The following is a 21,116-nucleotide window of genomic DNA, read 5'->3' as shown; positions in this document are numbered from 1 at the left end:
GTGCCCCCGAACTGCCGAAGCGAACGCTGACCGGGGTGTCGTCAGGTCGCTGCGGTTCGGTGACGGTCGATGTGAAGCTCCCCACTCGGTGTAAGTTTTAGGCTAGCCTCGCCTGGTTTGCGGCGCCGGAAAAGGGGTTTCGGCGCACGCGGTTCGAGGAGGCAACACGATGAGTTTCACTCGCAGGCAGCTCTTCCAGTCCGGCATCGGCGTCACCGCGGTGCTGCTGGCCGCCGCATGCACCAGCGATGATCGATCCGCCACCGCGCAACGCGGTGGCACTCTGCGCGTCGGCGCGCTCGGCACCGCGGCCCGCAGCGAACGCGATCCGCACGCGAATCTCAGCAACGACAGCGACTTTCTCATCGCCTCGCTCGTCTACGACGCACTCACCGTTCCCGGCGCGGACCCGACTGTCGCCCCGCGCCTCGCCTCGCGCTGGGAGCCGAGCCAGGACAACCGCCGCTGGACCTTCACCATCGCCGAGGGCGCGACCTTCCACAACGGTGCGCCGGTGACCGCCGACGACGTGGTGTGGTCGATGCGGCGCCTGCGCTTGGTCGGTGGCGCCTCGAAGATGCCGGTGGCCGAGAACGACATCGTCGCAGACGGCCCGAACCGCGTCGTGTTCACGCTGCCGGCACCTAATACCCAACTGCCACTGTTGCTTCGGCTGATGACCTTCACTGTGCCGAAGGACACCACCGACTTCGCCGCCGCGATCGGCACCGGGCCGTTCCGGCTCGAGTCCTATCAGGGCGGCAACGCCAGGCTGGTGCGCAACGAGCGCTGGCACGGCACGCCGCCCCTGCTCGACGCCATCGAGGTGACGATGTTCGACAGCGTCACCGCGCTGGGCAACGCAGCGCTGGGCGGCCAGATCGACCTCGCCTCCAACGTGGGCGCGATCGCCGGGCGTACCGCCGCGGGACGCGGTGACCTGCAGGTGATCCGGCGTGCCGACGACACCATGCTCGGTGTGGCGATGCGTGTCGCCGACGGCCCGTTCGCCGATGCCAGGGTGCGCACCGCGCTGCGTCTCGGCGTCGACCGTACCGCGCTGGTCAACCAGGTGCACTCCGGCTACGGCACCGTCGCCGCCGATGTTCTCGGCACCGCCGACCCGCTCTACGACACCGCGCTGCGTCGTGACCGCGATGTCGAGCGCGCGAAAACCCTACTGCGCGAGGCGAACTTCGACACCGGGCGCAGCTACCCGTTCGTGACGAAGGCCGAGGTGCCGGGTGAGGTCGAATCGGCGAAGGTGATCGCCACCCAGCTCGCCGAGATCGGCGTCCGGCTCGACGTGCAGGTGGCGGAATCGGCGGCGTTCTACGACCGGACCTGGCTCAACGCACCGTTGTACACGGTGTCCTGGGGGACCAATGACTCGGTGGTGTTCCTGGCCGACAAGCTGATGACGTCCGGCTCCAACCGCAACGAAACCGCCTTCCGTGACCCGGAATTCGACGCCGCCGACGCGAAGGCCCTCGCCGCCTCCGGTGACGAGTACACCCGTGCGGTGCGCGAACTGCAGCGCATCGAGTTCGAGCGGGGCGGTTATCTGGTGTGGGGCATGGCCGACGGTGTCGACATCGCCGCGTCGACGGTGCGTGATCTGCCGACGCTCGGCGGGTTCGCGCGCGTTCAGCTGGAACGTGCCTGGTTGGCGTGAGTGTCATGAAAACCTTCGCCCTGCCGATGTTCCGGCGGATCGCGCTCCTGGTGGCATTGCTGGCCATCGTGTTCGTCGCGGTGGATCTGCTGCCGGGTAACGCGGCACGCGCGGCGCTCGGCAGGGACGCGGATCCGGCCGCGCTGGCGGCGAAAGAACACGAGCTCGGACTGGATCGCGCACTGCCGGTGCAGTTCCTGGACTGGATCCGCGGGGTACTCACCGGAGACTTCGGGCAGACCGCGCGCGGGAACTCGATCGGCGCGCTGCTGGCCGACAAGTTTCCGCAGACGCTGCTGCTGGGTGGGCTCGCCTTGCTGCTGACCGTCGCCTTGTCCTTGGGGCTCGGCTGCTGGTGGGCGATGCGGCCGACCGCGCTCGGCTCGCGAATTCTGCAGCCTGTCAGCACGATCGCGGTGGCCGTTCCGGAGTTCGTCGGCGGCACCTTGCTGATCCTGGTGTTCTCCCTGGCCACCGGCTGGCTCCCGGCCGTCACCATCACGGGCCGTTCCGGTTTTCCTCTCGGTCCCGAGATGCTGGTGCTTCCGGTGCTGGCGTTGGCGATTCCGCAGATCGGCTGGAACGCCCGAGTCGTGCGCTCGGCCCTGCTCGATGTGGGTGCCGCACCCCATGTGGAAAGCGCGGTGCTGGACGGACTCCCTACCCGCACGATCCTGATCCGGCACATGCTGCCGTTCGCCGCGCCGACCATTGTCGCCGGGTACGCGACCTCGGTCGGCATGCTCTTCGGCGGCGCCCTGGTGGTCGAGACACTCTTCAACTACCCCGGTATCGGCGCCGTTCTCGCCGGGTCGGTCGCCGACCGTGACGCCACCACGGTCGCCGCGGTGGTCGCCCTGACGGCGATCGTCATCATGGTGCTGCTCGCCGTCGCCGACCTGGTCCGGGCGTGGGCATCGAGGAGCGCGCGGTGAAGAGGTCCAACTCGGGAGGTAGAGCGGTGCCGCGGATGTCCAGGTGGTGGCGGTATTCGGTGGCGGGTGGTGTGGGGCTGGTTGTGCTGCTCGCGGTGGCCGGGCCGCTCTTCGCGCCCCATCCGGGGGAGAAGGCCGTCGGGATGCCGTTCGCGCAGCCGGGTGGGGACGCGCTGCTCGGGACGGATCGGCTCGGCCGCGATGTGCTCAGTCACCTGCTCACCGGCGGCACGCAGCTGCTGGCCGTCTCCGCGGTGATCGCGGTGGCGGTGACCGTGCTGTCGGCCGTCCTCGGCGCCGTCGCGGCCGTGCGCCCGCGCGCGGGCAAGGTCATCGAACTCTGCGGCGACTTGGTCATCCTGCTGCCCGCTGTCCTCGGCATCCTGCTCGTACTCACCGCATGGCCACAGGGTGGCGTCACCGCGCTGGTCGCCGTGTCCCTGCTCTTCGGAGTTCCCTACTGCGCCAGAATCTTCGCGGCCTCCGCCTCGACCATCGCTGCCTCCGGATACGTCGAATCCGCCGTCGCCAGCGGAGAGTCGCTGTCGCACCTGGTCTTTCGCGAAATCCTGCCCAACCTGCGCGCCGTCTTCACCACCCAGCTCGGCCTGCGCTTCGTCGTCGCCGTCTACCTCGTCAGCACCATCGCCTTCCTCGGCGTCTCCGCCCTCGACCCCGACAACTGGGCGATCATGGTCCGCGACAATGCCTCCGGGCTGCTGCTGAACCCCTTGGCGGTGCTGGCGCCGAGCGCTGCCATCGCCATCGTGGCGGTCGGTGTGAATTTGGTGGTGACGAGTGGGCCGAGGAATCGCCGGACCGCGAAAACCTCGGATGCGCTCGACGCGGTCGGGGTCTCGAGGCCGAGAGCTGAGAGGGGCGCACTCAGCGGGGGAGCCCTCGGGGGCGTAAACGTTGCTGGAGGATCAGGAGATGCTGGGCGGCCGAGGGATTCGGGGAGGGCCGGGATATGTGGGATCTCCGTGGTGGATTCAGGGGACGCGGCGGTGGTAGACGGGCTCAGCGTCGTTGCCGACAGTGGAGCGGTATTGCTGGCGCCGGTGTCGTTTCGGTTGAAATCGGGGACGGTCACCGCGCTCACCGGGGCGTCGGGGTCGGGAAAGTCGACGGCGATGCGTGCGCTGCTCGGACATCTGCCCGCCGGTGCCAGTAGGCAGGGCGCGGTGCTCGTCGCGGGACACGATGTGTTCGCGCTCGACGCGGGCGCGCTGCGCGCTTTCCGCCGTGGGCAGATCGCCTATGTCGGCCAGGATCCCGGCTCCGAACTCAATCCGTTGCTTCGCGTCCGGGCAGTCCTGGCCGAGGCGGCGCCCGGTGCCTCCGCCGCCGACCGTCTGGCCGTCCTCGAACAAGTGGGCCTGGACCCCGCCCATCTCCGCCGCCGCTGCGCTCGGCTCTCCGGCGGCCAGCAACGCCGTGTCGCCCTGGCCCGCGCCATCCTGCGCCGCCCCCGAATCCTCGTACTCGACGAACCACTCGCGGGCCTGCACGGCACTCTTCGCACCGAAATAGCCCAGCTGATCTCGACCCTCGCCACCGAGAACCACACCACCGTCCTCCTCTCCGGCCACGACACCGAGGCGATCAACGTCATCGCCGACACCGTGATCGAGCTCCGACCACCCGGTGAGCGATCGACGAATATCGCGGCCGCCGTGGCTGGTTCGGCTAGCAACCGCCTTCCACCGTCCGTGCGCGCGGTCACCGGCGCCGACAGCATCGCCGAGCCCGAGATGGTCCGTGGGCGGACGGACGAAGTAGTGGCTGATTCAGCCGGCGGTGAGCACTCGACCAATGGGCGTTGCAGGACCGGCCGCCGACGGGCCGACCCACCGTCCCAGGTTCCGGCACGCGGCAATGGTTGCTCGGGACGGGCGCTGAATCCTGACCTCACGGAGGTAATTGCCCTGCACGCCGAGGCGATCAACGCGGACGCGGGCGGCCACACGGTGCTCGAGAGCATCGGTTTCCGCGTGCCCGCAGGTGCCGCCCTTGCTGTGGTGGGACCTTCAGGGGCTGGAAAGACCACGCTCGCACGGGTGATCGCGGGTTTGCACACCGATGCCGTCGGACTGCTGGAGATAGGCGGTGTGCGGGTTCGGTTAGGGAGTCGTCGGCGAATTCGGTTCGGCGCCAACGGTATTCAATTCGTCCCCCAGAACCCTCGGGCCGCGTTGAACCCGCGGCGCACCGTCGAACAGACCCTGGCGCGCCCTTTGCGCCGCATCACACGCGTCCCCAGACCCGAAATCCGCACCCGCGTCACCGCCCTACTCGCCGCCGTCGGCCTCCCCGCCGACGTCGCCGACCGTCGCCCCCACCAACTCTCCGGCGGCCAACGCCAACGAGTCGCCCTGGCCCGCGCCCTCGCTGCCGACCCAGCGGTCCTGATCTGCGACGAGATCACCACCGCCCTCGACACCGACACCGCCGCCGCCATCATGTCCCTGCTCGACCGCCTCCGCGCCGACCACGGCACCGCGGTCATCCTGATCAGCCACGACATGACCCTGGTCCGTGGCCACTGCACCGACCTCCTCGTCCTCGACCACGGCCGAATAGTCGAATCAGGCACCCCCGAAACAGTTCTCACCACCCCGACCCACCGAGCCACCGCCGCGCTACTCGGCTGACACCGCCCGGACAACCGCCTCGGTCGGGCCGGAATCGCGGGGACACGGAGCTGAGAACTCCCTGTGAGATGTGCACGAACACTGCTGGATCTGGATGATTGAACAGATGTCAGTGCAGAAGGTCGGCGTACTCGCCGCGGTGGCGATCAGCGCCCTCTTATCGGGGTGCAGTTCGCTCGCGTCGATCCCCGATGACATGCCGCCGGGGCCGGGCGTCGCGCTGCCCGTGATCGATGTCGACGCACCCGGCCGCGCGGCCGCGCAGTTGCGCGGCTGGGCCGACGAGCAGTCCGGGGCGATCGGCATCGAGCCGGTCGCGCTGGAGGCCTACGGCTACGCCGCCGCCGTGCTGGCGAAGTCGAAGCCCGAATGCGGGATCGCCTGGACCACCATCGCCGGCATCGCCAGCGTGGAGAGTGGGCACGGCACCCATCGCGGCGCGGGCGTCGACGCCGACGGGACGGTTCGCCCGGCGATCATCGGCGTCGCCCTCGACGGCACCAAGGGCAACGCCGACATCCGTGACACCGACGGCGGCAGCCTCGACGGCGACACCACCTACGACCGCGCGGTGGGCCCGCTGCAGTTCATCCCCGAGACCTGGAAGCGCTGGGGCGTCGACGCCAACGGCGACGGCGTGGCCGACCCGCAGAACATCGACGACGCCGCCCTCACCGCCGCCCGCTACCTCTGCACCCGCGGCGGCGATCTGACCTCGGCCGACGGCTGGCAGCGCGCCCTGTTCGCCTACAACCAGTCGAACAAATACATGCATGTGGTGCGCGATCGCGCCGCCATATACAGCATCGGGCGCCGCGTGTAGTTGCGCACGGCCCGGAGTGCCGGTTACTCCACACTCCGCCGAGACGATAGGCTCGGCACCGCACGGCCCTTTCCCGTGATACCTACCGTGCCTTCCGTCGTAAGGAGCAGTTTTCGTGGCCATTATCGAACAGGTCGGAGCTCGCGAGATTCTGGATTCGCGCGGCAATCCCACTGTCGAGGTCGAGATCGCCCTCGACGACGGCACCCTGACCAGGGCAGACGTACCTTCCGGTGCGTCCACCGGCGAGCACGAGGCCGTCGAGCTGCGTGACGGCGGCGACCGCTACGGCGGCAAGGGTGTGACCAAGGCTGTCGAGGGCGTCCTCGACGAGATCGCGCCCGCCATCATCGGCCTCGACGCCGTGGAGCAGCGCACCGTCGATCAGGTCCTGCTGGATCTGGACGGCACCCCCGACAAGTCCCGCCTCGGCGCGAACGCCCTGCTCGGTGTATCGCTGGCCGTGGCACGTGGTGCCGCCGAGTCCTCGGGCCTCGAGCTGTTCCGCTACCTGGGCGGCCCGAACGCCCACGTGCTGCCGGTCCCGATGATGAACATCCTCAACGGTGGCGCGCACGCCGACACCGGCGTGGACGTGCAGGAATTCATGGTCGCCCCGATCGGCGCGCCCACCTTCCGCGAGGCACTGCGCTGGGGCACCGAGGTGTACCACTCGCTCAAGGCCGTGCTGAAGGAGAAGGGCCTGTCCACCGGTCTCGGTGACGAGGGCGGCTTCGCCCCCGACGTCGCGGGCACCGTGGAGGCTCTCGACCTGATCAGCGTCGCCATCGAGCGCGCGGGCTACAAGCTCGGCACCGATGTGGCGCTGGCGCTCGACGTGGCCGCCACCGAGTTCTACACCGAGGGCGAGGGTTACAAGTTCGAGGGCAAGGTCCGCACCGCCGCCGAGATGGGCGAGTTCTACGCGGATCTGCTCACCCGGTACCCGCTGGTCTCCATCGAGGACCCGCTGTCGGAAGACGACTGGGACGGCTGGGTCGCGCTGACCGACGCCATCGGCGACAAGGTGCAGCTGGTTGGTGACGACCTGTTCGTCACCAACCCCGAGCGCCTCGAAGAGGGCATCGCCAAGGGCGCGGCCAACGCGCTGCTGGTGAAGGTCAACCAGATCGGCACGCTGACCGAGACCCTCGACGCCGTCGAGTTGGCGCACCGCAACGGTTACAAGACCATGATGTCGCACCGTTCGGGCGAGACCGAGGACACCACCATCGCCGACCTCGCGGTCGCCGTCGGTTCGGGCCAGATCAAGACCGGTGCCCCCGCGCGCTCCGAGCGGGTCGCCAAGTACAACCAGCTGCTGCGCATCGAGGACGCCCTCGGTGATTCGGCACGCTACGCGGGTGACGTGGCCTTCCCGCGTTTCACCGGCGAATTCTGAAGGCAGTGCAGGGGCGGTAGCGAATGACCGAGCGACGTGCGCGTGGGACCAGTCCAGGTGGACGAGGTGACCGGCGCACGTCGCGGGCCGCGCGCTCCCGCCCCAGCCTCGACACGCCCGGCCGCCCCACCGCGGCCAAGCGCCCGACGCGGCGGCATCCGCAACCCGCGGGTGCTACCCGTAAGTCCAGCGGCAAGCTGGAACGCAGCGAGCACACCATCCTCGGTCTCTCGACCGGTAAAGCGGTGATCCTGGCGGCGGTGCTGTGCGGTCTCGCGCTGACCTTGGCCGTGCCGACGCGCACCTACTTCAGTCAGCGCGCCGAAGCCGTGGCACTGGCCAAGCAGCGGACCGAACTCGAAGCCGACCTGGCCGATCTGCGTAATCGTCGTGCGCAACAACAGGATCCGGCCTACATCCGCTCCGAAGCGCGCGACCGCCTGCGCCTGGTGATGCCCGGCGAAACTCCCTACATCGTGCAGATTCCCGGCATCGAGGCACCAGCGCCGCCGCCGATGAGCACCCGAACAGCGGCGCCCGACCCCTGGTACACCGACCTGTGGCGCAGCATCTCCGAACCAGCCCCGGAAGGACCACGGTGACGACACCGAACGCCGACGACCTCGAGATCATCGCGAAGCAGTTGGGTCGCGAGCCTCGCGGCGTGCTCGAAGTCGCCTACCGTACCCCCGACGGCCTGCCCGCCGTGGTGAAGACCGCGCCACGCCTGCCCGACGGCACCCCGTTCCCCACGCTCTACTACCTGACCGACCCCCGGCTCACGGCCGAGGCGAGCAGGCAGGAATCGGCCGGGGTGATGCGCGAGATGACCGAACGCCTCGCCACTGATCCCGAACTGGCCGCCGCCTACCGGCGCGCGCACGAGAGCTACCTGGCCGAACGCGATGAAATCGAGTCGCTCGGCACCGATTTCACCGGTGGCGGGATGCCCGACCGGGTGAAGTGCCTGCACGTGCTGATCGCGCACTCGCTCGCCAAGGGACCCGGTCTGAACCCCTTCGGGGACGAGGCCGTCGCCCTCGCCGCCGACGCCGGTTTCCGCGGTACCGCGATCCCCGCCGACTGGCCTGCCACGAGCACACCCGACGAACAGGCATAATCGCGGTCAGTGCCCGTGCGCGGGTCGAGACCTCTGGAGGACACCATGAGTGAGCGCATCGCCGCAGTCGACTGCGGCACCAACTCGATCCGCCTGCTGATCGCCGAGGTGGGGGCCGACGGCGGGCTCACCGACGTGCACCGGGAGATGCGCATCGTGCGCCTCGGCCAGGGGGTGGACGCCACCGGCCGTCTCGCGCCCGAAGCCATCGAACGCACGCGCCTCGCGCTGTCCGATTACGTCGATGTGATGGTGGCGCAGGGTGTTTCGCGCGTGCGCATGGTCGCCACCTCCGCCACCCGTGACGCCGCCAACCGCGACGACTTCTTCTCGATGACCCGCACCGAACTCGGCCGCGTAGTGCCCGACGCGGTCGCCGAAGTGATCACCGGCGACGAAGAAGCACGGCTGTCCTTCGCCGGTGCCGTCGGTGAATTGTCCGCTGATGCAGGACCTTTCGTTGTAGTCGACCTCGGCGGCGGCTCGACAGAGCTGGTCGTCGGCGATGAAAACGGCGTCCAGGCAGCCTATTCCGCCGATATCGGCTGTGTCCGCATTACCGAACGCTGTCTGGCGGGCAACCCGCCCACCTCCGAACAGGTCTCTGCCGCAAGGGAATTCGCTCAGCAGAAGCTCGACGAGGCCTTCGCGAAGGTCGCTGTCGACAAGGTGCACACCTGGGTCGGCGTGGCAGGCACGATGACCACGATCACCGCCGTCGCCCTCGACCTCCCCGAATACGACTCCGCGCGAGTGCATCTCACCCGCCTGAGTCTCGCCGAGGTCCACCAGGTCTGTGACCGCTTGATCAGCATGAACCACGACGAACGCGCCGCCCTCGGCCCGATGCATCCGGGCCGGGTCGACGTGATCGGCGGCGGCGCGGTGATCACCGAGGTTCTCGCCGACGAACTGTCCGAGCGCGCGGGAGTTTCCGAACTCATCGTCAGCGAACACGACATCCTCGACGGCATCGCCATGTCGATCGTGAACGCCGCGGCCTGATGTTCGCCTCGATCACCTGGGCCGCGCGCAACCGCTAAGGGGCCGAGTTCGACATAGAGTGCGTCGGCGAGCCTGATCGCAGCTCGGCGATTCCAGGCGCCCGTCGTCAGGTTCACGACGTGGTGACGGGTCAACGGCACTCTCGCAAGACGGCCGAGCACGGTCTCGACCTCGGCAGCGGACACCAGCTCGGCCTGATTCAGTCTGTCGAGCGCGGAGAGTACCACCAATGTGTGTATAGCGGCCGTGTGGTGCTAGCCCCCAGTGCGCTCACGATGCTTACACCCCGGCCAGCAGCACGGCCGCCGTTGGCCTTCTTCCAGTTCCTCCTGGGTGCGCCGAATCCGCCGTTCGCGAGTCGCGTTCTGCTTCGCGTCCTCGACCCAGCAGATGAACTCGTTGCGAGCCAGCGGCGTGATGTCCTGCCAGGCGCCGAGTGCCACCGAGTTGGCGAGCAGCGCCGCACGCAGATCGGCGGGCAACTCGTGTACCACGCCCCCGGAGACTTGTCGACTACTCATCAGTCCACGGTAGCGCGCAAGCGTTCGACCTGCGGTTACCGGGACGGGAGCCGGCGCTACTAGACAAAGTGATTGATATGTCTCACCATGGAGTCATGAGCACAACGACGTCTCATTCGGTGCGGTTCGAACTTCGCTCCGGAGACACTTGGCGCGATCCCTGGTCCATGTATTCCGCACTGCGTGATCACGACCCTGTTCACCGCGTGATCCCCGCCGGGCAGGAGGACAACGACTTCTACGTGCTGTCCCGGCATGCCGACGTGTGGATGGCGGCGCGCGACCCCGCGACTTTCTCCTCCGCGTCGGGACTGACCGTCGACTACATCGACCTGGTCGCCGCCGGATTCGGCGCCGTGAAGCCGTTCGTCTTCATGGACCCGCCGGAGCACACCGATTTCCGGCGTCGGGTGTCACCGGGATTCACTCCACGCCAGGTGAATTCGGTCGAGCCCGCAGTGCGGAGATTCATCGTCGAGCGCATCGAGCGGCTGCGTGCGGCGGGTGGGGGCGACATCGTCAAGGACCTGTTCAAGCCGCTGCCCACCATGGTGGTCGCCCACTACCTCGGTGTGCCGGAACAGGATCACGAGAAATTCGACGCGTGGACCGAGAACATCGTCGGCGGCGCGGTCGCGGGGGCCGGGCTTGCCGCGGGCGACCAGAACGCCTTCACCGCGGTGGGCGAAATGGTCGGCTATTTCAGTGAATTGATCGCCCGCCGCCGCGTCGAACCGGGCGACGACACCATCTCGCACCTGCTGGCCTCCGGTCTCGGCGCCGACGGCGACAACGAAGGTCTGGTCGCGATCCTCGGCTTCGCGTTCACGATGATCACCGGCGGCAACGACACCACCACCGGCAATCTCGGCGGTGCGGTCCAGCTGCTCACCGCCGCCCCTGACCAGCGACAGCTGCTCATCGACGATCCCTCGCTCATCCCGGACTCCATCGAGGAGTTCCTCCGGATGACCTCACCGGTGCAGGGCCTGGCCCGCACCGCCACCCGCGATGTCGAACTGCACGACACCGTCATCCCCGAGGGTCGCCGCGTGCTGTTGCTCTACGGTTCGGGCAACCGCGACGAACGCGAATTCGGCCCTGCCGCAGCCGAACTCGATATCCGGCGCAATCCCAAGCGCATCCTCAGCTTCAGTCACGGCCACCACCACTGCCTCGGCGCGGCCGCCGCCCGCATGCAGGCGCGCGTCGCGCTCGAGGAACTGCTCACCCGCTGCCCCGACTTCACCGTCGACCTCGACGCGGTGCAGTGGTCGCAGGGCAACTACGTGCGCTGGCCGGTCTCGGTGCCGTTCCGCGCGGAGGGCTCGGCATGAGTGGTCAGCGCCCGGAGGCGGCAGCCCGCGTAACCGCGCAGGGCGCCCGAGCATGCCGCGGGGACACAGCATGAGCGGTGACTGGCTGGGCGCCGATCGGGCGGACCTGGCCGCCGAACGCATCATCGACGCGGCCGCCGAACTGTTCGCCGAGCACGGGGTGGCCGCGGTCGGCATGGCCGAAATCGCCAAGGCCGCAGGTTGCTCCCGCGCCACGCTGTACCGCTACTTCGACAACCGGCACGCGGTGCGTCTGGCGTTCGTGCACCGCGAGACCCGTCGCATCGTCGCCCAGCTCGACGAACGGTTCCGTGCCATCGCCGACCCGGGAGAACGCATCATCGCCGCGATGCTCGGCGCGGTCGAGGAGGTCCGCGCCAACCCCCTGCTCATCGCGTGGTTCCGCCCCGCCGACTCCGGCACGGCAGGCCGCATCAGTCAGGATTCCGACGTCATCGAATCCCTGGCCGCGACCATCTTCGGCCCCGCGGACCTGACCGACCCGGAACGCAGCAGGCTGGCCCGCTGGCTCACCCGCATCATTGTCTCGCTGCTGTCGGCTCCCGGCCGCGATGCCGCCGACGAACGGGCCATGCTCGAGGAGTTCGTCGCCCCGGTCATCACCCGCACCTTCGTCTCACCGAACTAGAACGTGTTCTATATTTGAGAAAAAGTTCCGGCGATCCCTCGGGAGTCCAGATATGTACCAGTGGTCAGACGAAGACCTGATGTTCCGCGACGCTGTGCGCGGCTTCATCGCCAAGGAGGTCACCCCGCACGTCGACCAGCTGGAGAGTGGCGCGCTGCCGCCGTTCGACATCATCCGCAAGCTGTACGCCACCTTCGGGCTGGACGAGATGGCGCGCGACGGGCTCGAGAAGGCGCTCGCCCGCGAAGAGGCCGGTACCACCGGCTCCGGTAAGTCGGGCGGCGGTTTCAGCGGTGCGGGCAGCATGGGCGTAGTCCTCAACAGTGAGCTCGCCGGCGTCAGCCTCGGGCTGGTGGCCTCCATGGGGGTGAGCCTCGGTCTCACCGTTGGCACCATCCGCAGTCGCGGCACCCTGGCGCAGAAGAAGCGCTGGCTGCCCGAACTGGTCACCATGGCCAAGGTCGGCGCCTGGGCCATCACCGAACCCGATTCGGGCTCCGACGCGTTCGGCGGCATGAAGTCCTATGTGCGCCGTGACGGCGAGGACTACATCCTCAACGGCCGCAAGACGTTCATCACCAACGGTCCGTACGCCGACGTCACCGTCGTCTACGCCAAGCTGGACGAAGGGGACGGCACCGACCGCCGCGACCGCAAAGTGCTGCCGTTCGTGCTGGACAAGGGCATGCCCGGTTTCGTACAGAGCCCCCCGTTCAAGAAGATGGGCATGAACTCCTCGCCCACCGGCGAACTGTTCTTCGAGAACGTCCGCATCACCCCCGACCGGCTGCTCGGCGAAACCGAGAACCCGGCCAAGGGTGACGGAAAAGACAGTGCCAAGGAGTCTTTCGCGGCCGAACGCATCGGCATCGCCTCGCTCGCACTGGGCATCATCAACGAATGTCACCGCCTGTGCGTCGATTACGCCAAGTCCCGCACGCTGTGGGGCAAGGAGATCGCGCAGTTCCAGCTCATCCAGCTCAAGCTCGCCGAGATGGAGATCGCGCGAATCAATGTGCAGAACATGGTCTTCAACGCCATCGAGCGCACCGCCGCCGGCGACAAGGTGACCCTCGCCGAGGCCTCGGCGATGAAGCTCTACTCCTCTCGCGCCGCCACCGAGGTCGCGATGGAGGCCGTGCAGCTGTTCGGCGGCAACGGGTACATGGCCGAGTACAAGGTCGAACAATTGGCCCGCGATGCCAAGTCGCTGATGATCTACGCGGGCAGCAACGAAATCCAGGTCACCCACATCGCCAAGGGCTTGACCGCCGGGTAGCTGGTAGTTCGCTCGTATACTACGAAGATGCGCATCCACCGGAATGCTCTTGCCGGCGCCGTGGTGGTCGTCGCCGCGGTCGTCGCCTTCGCGCCGTCGGCTTCGGCCACCCCGGCCTCCGGTGTGACCGTCGAACCGCTGACCCAGGTCGATGTCAGCGCATTCAGCCCCTTCGCCTCCTTGCCGAGCAAGTTCACCTTCCGGCGGATCACCATCGCGCCCGGGGGCACCCTCGGCTGGCACTACCACGACGGCACTGTTCTCGCGGTGGTCACCGCGGGCCAGCTGGCCCGATACGAGACAGACTGCGTGCCGACCACGTACTCCGCGGGCCAGGGCTTGTCGGAGACCGTGGGCCCTGACCATGTCCATGTAGGCCGCAACCTCGGCAGCGAGCCCGCCGAGCTGTACGTCGCGTATGTCAACCTCGCGAATGAACCCCTTTTCGTGGACGCCCCCGCCCCGGACTGCGCGTAGCCCCTCAGGCGTCGAGGCAGGCTTCGGTGCCGCCGGTAGCGAACGTTTCGGTGCTGCAATAAGCGGTTCTAGGGTAGTACGGGCCCATTGTGATAGCCGGGTCGTCGCCGGAGTCCTGGGACGCCTGGATCGAATTCGGATAGAACGCCGCGCTCGGGATCATGTTCCGTAGGAACAGCACCTTGTCCACATCGGTGCTGCCCCAGGGAATCACCGTCACGCTCGGGTCGAGACTCGCGGGCACGTCCGCGGGGGCGGCGACCACATAGGTGTAGTAGCCGGACCCGTCGATCGCGGTCTGGAAGTCGGCCGCGCAGGCGACGACAGGGTAGGGCGAGCGCAGGTCGTTCTGACACATCGACCAATACCGCACCTGCTGACTCGGATCCGTAGGCGATTGTCCCGCACGGGTATTCGGGAATATCGGTGCCCTGCCACGCACCACCAGCAGGCGTCCGGGCTGATAACTGATCCGCGTTCCGATGTATTTGTTGTCGCCGTTCGGGAAGAGCCCGGAGGTGCTCGCCGGGTTGCTGAACGTCGCCTCCGGTGTGTTGCCGGGGAACGCGCCCGAGGCCGCTCCGGCGATCGCCCGGTCGAAGGCGGACTTGGCCGCGTTTGCGACGGGACCGGTGTACGAAGCCGGGTCGAAGGGCTGCGCGCATGGTTGGGCAGGCACGTCGGCGCCCGCGATCGAGAGCTTCACATCGGGCAGCGCGACGCCGCCACTGAGCGAGGCCGGGTCGGTCGGAACATAGACACGGACGATGACGAAGCCGATCGGCGTGCTCTGACCGTTCGCGACAGCCTGGATCTCGTTGCGGCTGTGGTCGGCCGGACCGTTGACCAACGTGGCGTGCCAGCGCCGTTGGGACGCGGGCAGCGATGCGGCGGCGGCGTCGACGAACGGGTTGGCACTGCCCGGGTCGGCGACGATCTGGTCGTCGCGCAATGTGTCCACGGTGTCGAGGTCGGTCCCGTAGGTGTTCAACGAGAAATACCGCGCGGCCGGATAGGTACCGGACAACTCGATCGAGTCGCCCGGCCCCAGTGCGTAGGGCATCAGCCAATACGTCGAATTTGCATCGGGGAACGCCACATTCAGCACGGTGCTGTTGGACATGAACCGCCACGCGCACAGCGCCGAGTCCGGCGGATTCGCGGAGGCGGGCGCGGCGAACCCCACCGCGGCCAGCACCGTAGCCACCACACAACAGACGCGAACTATCACAGCACCGACCGAATGCATGACGATCCCCTCGCTGAGCTCGAACTGGCGAACTATCGAAGAATCCCGCGCGCCCACGTCACCGTGGTCGGCTCGCGACCAACATAGTGCACCCCATGGCAGCGCCCCACGCCACCTAGCGGTGGACCGTCGACGGTGTGTCCGGTCGCCGCCGTTCTACGGGGCTCGGCGTGGTTCCGGCATCGCGCATGCCAGCCCGTCGGCCATCCCCGTCGGCTGCACACCGAGACCCTGGTTGAGCCGGGCCCGTTGGTTCTCCCACGCGATGCTCGCCGCCAACTCGGCCAGCTGCGCCTTCGACAGGTGCGTGAGCAGCGTGTCGCGCAGTTCGTCGATGTCGACCGCGGGAGTAACCGTCATCGCCTCCGCGAAGGCGATCACCAGTTTCTCCAGCTCGGTATAGGCGTCACTGGTCCGATACCGAGGAAGATCGATGAGCTGCTGCTCGGTCAGCCCCGCCGTATGCGCCAGCGCCGACCCGATATCGAGACAGAACTGACAAGCCACCAGCCCCGCCGTCTTGAGCTCGGCCAACTCCTTGAGCCGAGGATCGAGCTTGTTACTGAACAACAGCGCCGTCTCATAGGCCAGCGTCGCGGCCGCGATCTGCGGCCGCCGCCCGAGCCACCCCACCAGATCCCCCCGATTACGCCGAGCCTGCCCGATGACCTCGGCGTATCCCCGAACCCGCTTGACCACCCGCATCGATAACACCCCTTCGTGCCGACGTTTCACCTACCGATGAACCTACGCCGAGACCCCACCGAACCCCAGAGTGATCCGCATCGCGTCCTGCCGGCGGAGCCCGCCTCCAAGGCGGCTGCCGTGTAAGCCGTTGGAGCACAGTGCAATACCCATCGCACCGTGGCCGGCACCTTAAGGATTTCGCATGTCGACCGTATGCGGCGCGCTCTAATTTCATGGTTGTTGTCAAGGCCCCCGAGGGGGCGAAGTCATCCACACCAGGGGAGAACTGAGTTGAAGAAGATCGTGACAGGACTGCTGATGGGCGCGCTCGCCACGGGGACCATGGTCGCCATGGCGCCCGCGGCGCAGGCGGCCCAGTACGCAAACCTCAAGGATTGCCAAGCTGCCGCGAAGCGCAAGGTCGACGAGCGTATTTCGCAGGGCGACATCAACGTCCCCAACTACACCTGTAAGCGTGACGGAAATGGCTGGCGGGTAGCCGTCGGCTAGCCCGCTTCGAAGTGGCCAGGGGTCAGTCCGGCGGGCCGACCCCTACCATCCGGTTGCCGCCACAGACGCTCTTGATCCGGTGGCGGCTATGGACAAGGCGGGCGAGCCGCTGCGGACTCACAGCGGACCGAGCAGGCCAGTCGACCGGGGGAGAAGCGCGGATAGCGCCCACGACCTGCGATGAAGAGTGTCCCCACAGGGACTCGAACCCTGACTGTGCGGATTTTAAGAACCTCTAGCTCGCTTGAGGTGCGGTCCGGCGACCTGCGGAAATAGGCGGCGGTAGGTGTCATAGTCCCACTGGCCTTGTGGTTTTGGCCGGTTTCCGGCGGCCTTGCGCGGGGGCTAGCGGTCCCTAGCCGGGTCGGCACAGCCCCTAGCGGGGCGGGCCGGAGATGGGGGCCGCGTCTCCGCAGGTGGGAGACATTTTCGCTCTTGATGCGCTGCTGAATGGCTGACACGGTGCGGTCCGGCGGGATGCGTTCGGGCCATAGCACCACTCCGACGATCACGGCCAGCGGCAAGCCCACCGCGACGACGAACCCGAGCGTGATCACCCGTCCGCCCGCCCGCTGGTCTCGGCCACGGTCAAAGGACGCCCGTCGCGCTGTTCGGCTGCGGTGAGCCACGCGGCTACGTTGTCGAGCGACCCGTGGCAGACGACCCGGAACGGGCTGTACAGCCCCCACGCGTACGGCGGTTCGGGTGCCCGCCGGATTGTCATCGACCGTAGCGCGGCTCGCTCGGTTAGCGCATCAAGCTGAGGTTTGATCGCGTCGCTCATCAGTCCCCCTGGTGGGTCGTCGGGTGAATGCGCCCACCGCCGCGGAGCTTTCGCCATCGTCCGCGCAGCTCACTACGCCCGATGTGCCGAGCAGCGTTGCCTGGCATACCCCGGCGGTGGGGCTAAGAGATACTCTCGGGGACTACCGAGAAAATGGCCCGAGCAATACGGTTTACCTATGTTTACCGATGGCGGGGCGGTGACCGGGTGCCTGTTGCGCGAGCTGCGAACGATCGCCGGTATCGGGTTGCGGACGATGGCCGCACGTACGTGCTTCACGACCGGCTACTTGTCGCTGGTCGAGACTGGGCGCAAGCCCGTAACCCCGGCGGTTCTGGCCGGATACCGCGCCGTACTGGGCGACCCGACGTTGGGGCTGGCGAATGTTGACCCGGAGCGGCTACAGGCCACGGTCACGGACCCGTCTGGCGCTGGCAGTTCTAGCCTGGAAGACGTTTCGGTAATTCTTAAGCGCACAAGGCATTTGGAAGATGTTGCGGGTGCGGAACTCGTCGCGCCGGTGATCCGGGGGATGGACGGCGTAGCGCGGGCGCTGGCCGCTGAGCGGATAGGCGGAAGCGCGGCGGCATGTATGGCGTCGGAGGTCGCACGGTACCGAGGCTGGCTGGAGCACGCCATCGGTAGCCCTCATGTTTCCAACCGTGCGCTGGAAGATGCTGCGCGGCTGGCGGAGGTGGCAGGGGACCGGTCCCAGATCGCCCACTCCTACAGCTTCCGTGCCTACACCGCGCGCCACCAAGGCGACACCGCGCGGGCGGTCGCGCTCACAGACGCCGCTATCGGCGTCGACGGCGCGCACCCGATTCTCGGTGTGTACGACCGGTACCAGCGCGCGGAACTGCTTGCGGTACGCAAGGAATCGCGCCAAGCCGGTAAGGCGCTCGCGTTGGCAGACAAGGCAGCCGAGGCTACAGACGGGATCGAATTGCCTGCCTTCGGATACTGGTACACGGCCGGGTTTTGGGGCGTACAGCGGGGGATCGTGCTGGCGCAGCTCGGGCGCAAGGCTGACGCCATTTCGGAAGCAGTGCAAGGCGTAGCCGTGATGCCCGCCGGGCACCAGTCCGCCGGTTGGCTGGCATCAATGCTGGCGCAGATAGACCCGGAGATGAACTCGGGTTCGTAGCCGCGCTGTCTGCGATGATCTGTGCGTGCCTCCCGAGCAGATCATCCAGATTGTCCAGAGCTCGCCCGATTGGTGGCTGGCATGGCTGCCAGTGTTGGGCTCCGCCCTCGTGGCCGCCGCTGCGTTCACCGGCGTGATAATCAGCAATCGGACCAACCGCAAAGCAATTGAGGCCGCTGACGATCGTGAATGGGTCAAGTGGCAGCGGGAGCAGCTCGCAGTCATCGCAGATGAGATCATCACTGCCGCACATCAAGTGGGAGCGCGGCTGCGAGGCTTCACATTGGCCGAGATTCTGCCATCGCTCACCGACAGGTAACGAAGGCGCCACGCAGCGTGCCGGGGTGGCACGCGGATTTGCATCGTTTGCGTAGTTGGTGGCGTTCGAAGCTACTGCGGACGAATTGCGGACCTTCGACTCTGGAACGGCGGTGGTGATGGCTCCCGCCGTTTCGTCGCGTCGACGCCACGTGTGGCACTCCGACTCCAGCTTCACCGCGCACGCGATCGATACGGCAGAGAGTATTAGCGAGTGACGCAACTGCAGGAGTGCGGCCTGGTGGAATTCCGGCGGGCGGAGGCCGGTCAGATCGGTGAAGTGCTCGAAGTGCTGGATGAGGCGGCCCTGTGGCTGACATCGCGTGGTGTGCGACAGTGGCCGACACGATTCGATCCGGCCTGGGTGGAGCCCGCGGTCTCTCGCGGTGAGACTTGGCTGGTCGCGGTCGAGGGGAAACTAGCGGCGACGGTGACTCTTGACTGGTCTGATCCGCTGTGGGCCGACGATGCTGAATGTGCCGGGTATGTGCACCGAATGGCAGTCCGACGAGGAGCGGCAGGCATCGGCGGCCAGATCCTTGGGTGGGCAGCAGACACGACGCGGGATCACGGCCGGGGCTTGCTGCGGTTGGACTGCGTGGCCACCAACGACCGGTTGCGTGCCTACTACGAGCGGGCTGGGTTCGTCCATCGCGGCGATGTCCAAGTCGGTGGGGCTCCGGGCCAGCGGCTCAAAGGTGGACCAGCCACGGTTGTCAGCAGGTATGAGTTGTCGTTGTGCGAATAGCTTGCGCGCGGACCAGGGCGACAGCTTGATGCTTCCATGGGGTTTCGTCGTGTTCGGGGTCGTATGCGCGAGTTGTGACAACTGCGTGACACCTCGGGCTTCGGGAGACTGTGGTTGGCGGCATCGCTCAGCACTCCTGCGTCAGAAGCCATTCGCGTGCAACTGCTTTGTCCTCGGCGGTGATCGCATGGCCGACCGATAGCACCCGGTGGGTTACCAGGGCTCCCGCACGATGCAGCTGTTCAGCCAGATGAAGGCCGTCCCCTGGTGATCGGCGGTTGTCGTGAGCGCCGTCGACTATCAGAACTGGAATGTCGTCGACGCAGTCGGCCTGATCGTGGGTGAACGGGGCAAGGGGACGGAACAGGATCGCTCCCGCCAGCAACCCTGGATACGTCATGAGTAGAGCTGCGGCCATGATCGCGCCGTTGGAGAAACCGATTGCGACGGGGCGTCTGGTGAGGTTGTAGTCGGCGCAGGCGGTTCCGATGAAACCTGCCAGTATCGGCATCCTGGCGATGATGTCGTCCGGGTCTATGCGCCCGTCTGGCAAGCGGTGGAAGAACGCATAGCCCTCATCCATGCTGGCTGTGCCACGGATACTCAGTTTTGATGCCTCTGGCGCAATTTCGTCGGCTACGGGAATGAGGTCGGATTCGCTGCCGTGTGAGCCATGGAGCAGAACGACCGGTGATCTGCCGCCAGTGCCAGCATGGAAACGGTGGGCGTGTGTCGGGGCCGTCATTGAAACAGACCCTACGGGTTCAGAGCCTCGTGGAGCACGCGCTTAAGTCCTCGGTTGACAACAGCTGGCCGTGTGCTGGGTTGGGTTGCATACCTCGGGGCTGGCTCACTGCCTGCCCGCTACGGCCTGCCGTTCACGCGTAGAGGCTCACAGGTCAAGGGGTGCGAAGCAACCAGCGAAGCTGACGCTATCGGCGCCCTCGAGGTGTGAGGGGCGCGGGATCACAATGCAGGCCAACCCAGAACAGGGCCACGCGGCCACCGGTCGCGATACCACCGACCTGACCGCGGATTCCGTTCAGCAATCCGCGGCTTGGCTCTCGTCGGCCTCGTCCACTGCTCGGGGTCGATGCTGTGGTGAGCTGGTCAGAGTTCCGATCGCCTGCTTTCGGCGCTGCGCGCCGCCGCAGGCGCTCTTGAACGTCGCCGGATCGACGTTTCTCGTTCAGCAACCGCGGTCACCGGCCTCGGGATCGTGGAGACCGACACCAAGAACCACGCGACGCGTGCTGTGCCGCTCCCGGACTTCCTGTCGAAGCCCTTGGCTGATGCGGTCGAGGGCAAGTTACCGGCCGACTACGTGTTCCCCTCGAAGGACGGCGAAGTGCTCCCGCTGGGGGAGTTCCGGTGGGTGCTCGATACTGCGTCGTCGGCGGTGAATTTGCCCGGTGTCGTTCCGCACAGCCTGCGCCACAAGGCGGCGTCTCTGGCGATCAGTGCCGGGGCAAATATCAAGGTTGTACAGCGGATGCTCGGGCACAAGACGGCGACGCTGACACTCGACCTCTACGGCCATCTGTTCGATGAGGATCTCGACCCGGTTGCCGCTGCCCTCGATGTGAAAGCGCGAGCTGTTGCGGACGAATTGCGGACTTTTGAGGCCAGTTGACCCTCCTCGCGGTGGCCTTCAAGCCCCTGACCTGCTTCGATGAAGTGCCCCCACAGGGACTCGAACCCTGACTGTGCGGATTTTAAGTCCGCTGCCTCTGCCAATTGGGCTATAGGGGCGTCCCGGATAGCGTAGCGAATCGTACGGGTGTACCGGAATCCTG

The 21,116-nt window shown here is 67.2% G+C and carries 22 protein-coding genes and 1 tRNA gene; 17 read left to right on the top strand and 6 right to left on the bottom strand.

Annotated elements, in window-relative coordinates:
- Positions 1-169 precede the first annotated feature (169 nt).
- The 8 genes from NS1_RS13690 (at position 170) to NS1_RS13655 (ending at position 9,614) form a co-directional block, all read left to right on the top strand.
- A complete protein-coding gene (locus NS1_RS13690) occupies positions 170-1,675 on the top strand; it encodes an ABC transporter substrate-binding protein (RefSeq protein ID WP_062984747.1) in 1,506 nt (501 codons plus the stop codon).
- Positions 1,676-1,680: 5 nt separating this feature from the next.
- Positions 1,681-2,610 carry an ABC transporter permease gene (locus NS1_RS13685; RefSeq protein ID WP_062984961.1) on the top strand — a complete coding sequence of 310 codons (930 nt, stop codon included), beginning with the start codon at positions 1,681-1,683 and terminating at the stop codon, positions 2,608-2,610.
- Positions 2,611-2,645: 35 nt separating this feature from the next.
- A complete protein-coding gene (locus NS1_RS38990) occupies positions 2,646-5,264 on the top strand; it encodes an ABC transporter ATP-binding protein/permease (RefSeq protein WP_157125205.1) in 2,619 nt (872 codons plus the stop codon).
- A 106-nt stretch (positions 5,265-5,370) separates the two neighbouring features.
- Positions 5,371-6,087, top strand: a complete 717-nt coding sequence (locus NS1_RS13675; RefSeq protein ID WP_062984959.1) for a lytic transglycosylase domain-containing protein — start codon at positions 5,371-5,373, stop codon at positions 6,085-6,087.
- A gap of 115 nt (positions 6,088-6,202) precedes the next feature.
- Entirely contained in the window at positions 6,203-7,489 is a 1,287-nt protein-coding gene (gene eno, locus NS1_RS13670) for a phosphopyruvate hydratase (protein ID WP_056813794.1), read from the top strand.
- Between the two features lie 23 nt (positions 7,490-7,512).
- Positions 7,513-8,091, top strand: coding sequence for an FtsB family cell division protein (locus NS1_RS13665; RefSeq protein WP_056813793.1), 579 nt, complete (start codon positions 7,513-7,515; stop codon positions 8,089-8,091).
- The gene (locus NS1_RS13660) at positions 8,088-8,609 is read left to right on the top strand and encodes a DUF501 domain-containing protein (protein ID WP_056813790.1); all 522 of its coding nucleotides are present in this window, start codon (positions 8,088-8,090) and stop codon (positions 8,607-8,609) included. The genes NS1_RS13665 and NS1_RS13660 overlap by 4 nt, the downstream gene beginning before the upstream one ends.
- A 45-nt stretch (positions 8,610-8,654) precedes the next feature.
- Positions 8,655-9,614 carry a Ppx/GppA phosphatase family protein gene (locus NS1_RS13655; protein ID WP_062984745.1) on the top strand — a complete coding sequence of 320 codons (960 nt, stop codon included), beginning with the start codon at positions 8,655-8,657 and terminating at the stop codon, positions 9,612-9,614.
- A 254-nt stretch (positions 9,615-9,868) separates the two neighbouring features.
- On the opposite strand, the gene NS1_RS13650 is transcribed toward NS1_RS13655, so the two are convergent.
- Positions 9,869-10,135, bottom strand: a complete 267-nt coding sequence (locus tag NS1_RS13650; protein ID WP_062984743.1) for a YdeI/OmpD-associated family protein — start codon at positions 10,133-10,135, stop codon at positions 9,869-9,871.
- Positions 10,136-10,230: 95 nt separating this feature from the next.
- On the opposite strand from NS1_RS13650, the gene NS1_RS13645 reads away from it, so the two are divergent.
- The 4 genes from NS1_RS13645 to NS1_RS13630 all read left to right on the top strand — a co-directional run bounded on the left by NS1_RS13645 (position 10,231) and on the right by NS1_RS13630 (position 13,877).
- Positions 10,231-11,472, top strand: coding sequence for a cytochrome P450 (locus tag NS1_RS13645; RefSeq protein ID WP_062984741.1), 1,242 nt, complete (start codon positions 10,231-10,233; stop codon positions 11,470-11,472).
- 70 nt (positions 11,473-11,542) lie between these two features.
- Positions 11,543-12,121 carry a TetR/AcrR family transcriptional regulator gene (locus tag NS1_RS13640; protein WP_062984739.1) on the top strand — a complete coding sequence of 193 codons (579 nt, stop codon included), beginning with the start codon at positions 11,543-11,545 and terminating at the stop codon, positions 12,119-12,121.
- A 52-nt stretch (positions 12,122-12,173) separates the two neighbouring features.
- Positions 12,174-13,400: an acyl-CoA dehydrogenase family protein gene (locus NS1_RS13635; RefSeq protein ID WP_056813771.1), complete on the top strand. Its 1,227-nt coding sequence runs from the start codon at positions 12,174-12,176 to the stop codon at positions 13,398-13,400.
- Between the two features lie 27 nt (positions 13,401-13,427).
- On the top strand, positions 13,428-13,877 hold the full coding sequence (locus tag NS1_RS13630) for a cupin domain-containing protein (protein WP_062984736.1): 450 nt from the start codon (positions 13,428-13,430) through the stop codon (positions 13,875-13,877).
- Positions 13,878-13,881: 4 nt separating this feature from the next.
- Here the strand turns inward: NS1_RS13630 and NS1_RS13625 are convergent, their stop codons facing one another.
- Positions 13,882-15,126 carry a hypothetical protein gene (locus NS1_RS13625; RefSeq protein ID WP_062984734.1) on the bottom strand — a complete coding sequence of 415 codons (1,245 nt, stop codon included), beginning with the start codon at positions 15,124-15,126 and terminating at the stop codon, positions 13,882-13,884.
- A gap of 156 nt (positions 15,127-15,282) precedes the next feature.
- Positions 15,283-15,831: a carboxymuconolactone decarboxylase family protein gene (locus NS1_RS13620; RefSeq protein WP_062984731.1), complete on the bottom strand. Its 549-nt coding sequence runs from the start codon at positions 15,829-15,831 to the stop codon at positions 15,283-15,285.
- Between the two features lie 273 nt (positions 15,832-16,104).
- On the opposite strand from NS1_RS13620, the gene NS1_RS13615 reads away from it, so the two are divergent.
- On the top strand, positions 16,105-16,323 hold the full coding sequence (locus tag NS1_RS13615; RefSeq protein WP_131816976.1) for a hypothetical protein: 219 nt from the start codon (positions 16,105-16,107) through the stop codon (positions 16,321-16,323).
- Positions 16,324-16,876: 553 nt separating this feature from the next.
- Here NS1_RS13615 and NS1_RS13610 read toward each other — a convergent pair.
- On the bottom strand, positions 16,877-17,047 hold the full coding sequence (locus tag NS1_RS13610) for a hypothetical protein (protein ID WP_157125204.1): 171 nt from the start codon (positions 17,045-17,047) through the stop codon (positions 16,877-16,879).
- A 238-nt stretch (positions 17,048-17,285) separates the two neighbouring features.
- Here NS1_RS13610 and NS1_RS13605 point away from each other — a divergent pair, with 238 nt between their 5' ends.
- The 3 genes from NS1_RS13605 (at position 17,286) to NS1_RS13595 (ending at position 19,320) form a co-directional block, all read left to right on the top strand.
- Positions 17,286-18,254 (top strand): helix-turn-helix domain-containing protein, encoded by a 969-nt coding sequence (locus NS1_RS13605; protein ID WP_062984727.1) that lies wholly within the window; start codon positions 17,286-17,288, stop codon positions 18,252-18,254.
- 25 nt (positions 18,255-18,279) lie between these two features.
- Positions 18,280-18,573 (top strand): hypothetical protein, encoded by a 294-nt coding sequence (locus tag NS1_RS13600; RefSeq protein WP_062984725.1) that lies wholly within the window; start codon positions 18,280-18,282, stop codon positions 18,571-18,573.
- A 213-nt stretch (positions 18,574-18,786) separates the two neighbouring features.
- Positions 18,787-19,320, top strand: a complete 534-nt coding sequence (locus NS1_RS13595) for a GNAT family N-acetyltransferase (RefSeq protein ID WP_062984723.1) — start codon at positions 18,787-18,789, stop codon at positions 19,318-19,320.
- 127 nt (positions 19,321-19,447) lie between these two features.
- On the opposite strand, the gene NS1_RS13590 is transcribed toward NS1_RS13595, so the two are convergent.
- Positions 19,448-20,065 (bottom strand): alpha/beta hydrolase, encoded by a 618-nt coding sequence (locus NS1_RS13590; protein WP_063816131.1) that lies wholly within the window; start codon positions 20,063-20,065, stop codon positions 19,448-19,450.
- A 381-nt stretch (positions 20,066-20,446) separates the two neighbouring features.
- Between NS1_RS13590 and NS1_RS13585 the strand changes: the two genes are divergently transcribed.
- Entirely contained in the window at positions 20,447-20,953 is a 507-nt protein-coding gene (locus NS1_RS13585) for a tyrosine-type recombinase/integrase (RefSeq protein WP_084503706.1), read from the top strand.
- A 45-nt stretch (positions 20,954-20,998) separates the two neighbouring features.
- Here the strand turns inward: NS1_RS13585 and NS1_RS13580 are convergent.
- Positions 20,999-21,072: transfer RNA gene (locus NS1_RS13580), tRNA-Leu, on the bottom strand.
- Positions 21,073-21,116: the final 44 nt, after the last annotated feature.

Source organism: Nocardia salmonicida NBRC 13393 (assembly GCF_001613085.1).
GTDB classification, from domain to species: domain Bacteria; phylum Actinomycetota; class Actinomycetes; order Mycobacteriales; family Mycobacteriaceae; genus Nocardia; species Nocardia salmonicida.
The sequence above is the reverse complement of the archived record's forward strand: the minus strand, read 5'-3'. Positions and strand labels throughout refer to the sequence as shown.

Coding starts and splice junctions, on each gene's coding strand:
- NS1_RS13690 (WP_062984747.1), top strand. CDS start 170: ATGAGTTTCACTCGCAGGCAGCTCTTCCAGTCCGGCATCGGCGTCACC.
- NS1_RS13685 (WP_062984961.1), top strand. CDS start 1,681: ATGAAAACCTTCGCCCTGCCGATGTTCCGGCGGATCGCGCTCCTGGTG.
- NS1_RS38990 (WP_157125205.1), top strand. CDS start 2,646: ATGTCCAGGTGGTGGCGGTATTCGGTGGCGGGTGGTGTGGGGCTGGTT.
- NS1_RS13675 (WP_062984959.1), top strand. CDS start 5,371: ATGTCAGTGCAGAAGGTCGGCGTACTCGCCGCGGTGGCGATCAGCGCC.
- NS1_RS13665 (WP_056813793.1), top strand. CDS start 7,513: ATGACCGAGCGACGTGCGCGTGGGACCAGTCCAGGTGGACGAGGTGAC.
- NS1_RS13655 (WP_062984745.1), top strand. CDS start 8,655: ATGAGTGAGCGCATCGCCGCAGTCGACTGCGGCACCAACTCGATCCGC.
- NS1_RS13650 (WP_062984743.1), bottom strand. CDS start 10,135: ATGAGTAGTCGACAAGTCTCCGGGGGCGTGGTACACGAGTTGCCCGCC.
- NS1_RS13645 (WP_062984741.1), top strand. CDS start 10,231: ATGAGCACAACGACGTCTCATTCGGTGCGGTTCGAACTTCGCTCCGGA.
- NS1_RS13640 (WP_062984739.1), top strand. CDS start 11,543: ATGAGCGGTGACTGGCTGGGCGCCGATCGGGCGGACCTGGCCGCCGAA.
- NS1_RS13635 (WP_056813771.1), top strand. CDS start 12,174: ATGTACCAGTGGTCAGACGAAGACCTGATGTTCCGCGACGCTGTGCGC.
- NS1_RS13630 (WP_062984736.1), top strand. CDS start 13,428: ATGCGCATCCACCGGAATGCTCTTGCCGGCGCCGTGGTGGTCGTCGCC.
- NS1_RS13625 (WP_062984734.1), bottom strand. CDS start 15,126: ATGCATTCGGTCGGTGCTGTGATAGTTCGCGTCTGTTGTGTGGTGGCT.
- NS1_RS13620 (WP_062984731.1), bottom strand. CDS start 15,831: ATGCGGGTGGTCAAGCGGGTTCGGGGATACGCCGAGGTCATCGGGCAG.
- NS1_RS13610 (WP_157125204.1), bottom strand. CDS start 17,047: ATGACAATCCGGCGGGCACCCGAACCGCCGTACGCGTGGGGGCTGTAC.
- NS1_RS13605 (WP_062984727.1), top strand. CDS start 17,286: ATGTTTACCGATGGCGGGGCGGTGACCGGGTGCCTGTTGCGCGAGCTG.
- NS1_RS13590 (WP_063816131.1), bottom strand. CDS start 20,065: ATGACGGCCCCGACACACGCCCACCGTTTCCATGCTGGCACTGGCGGC.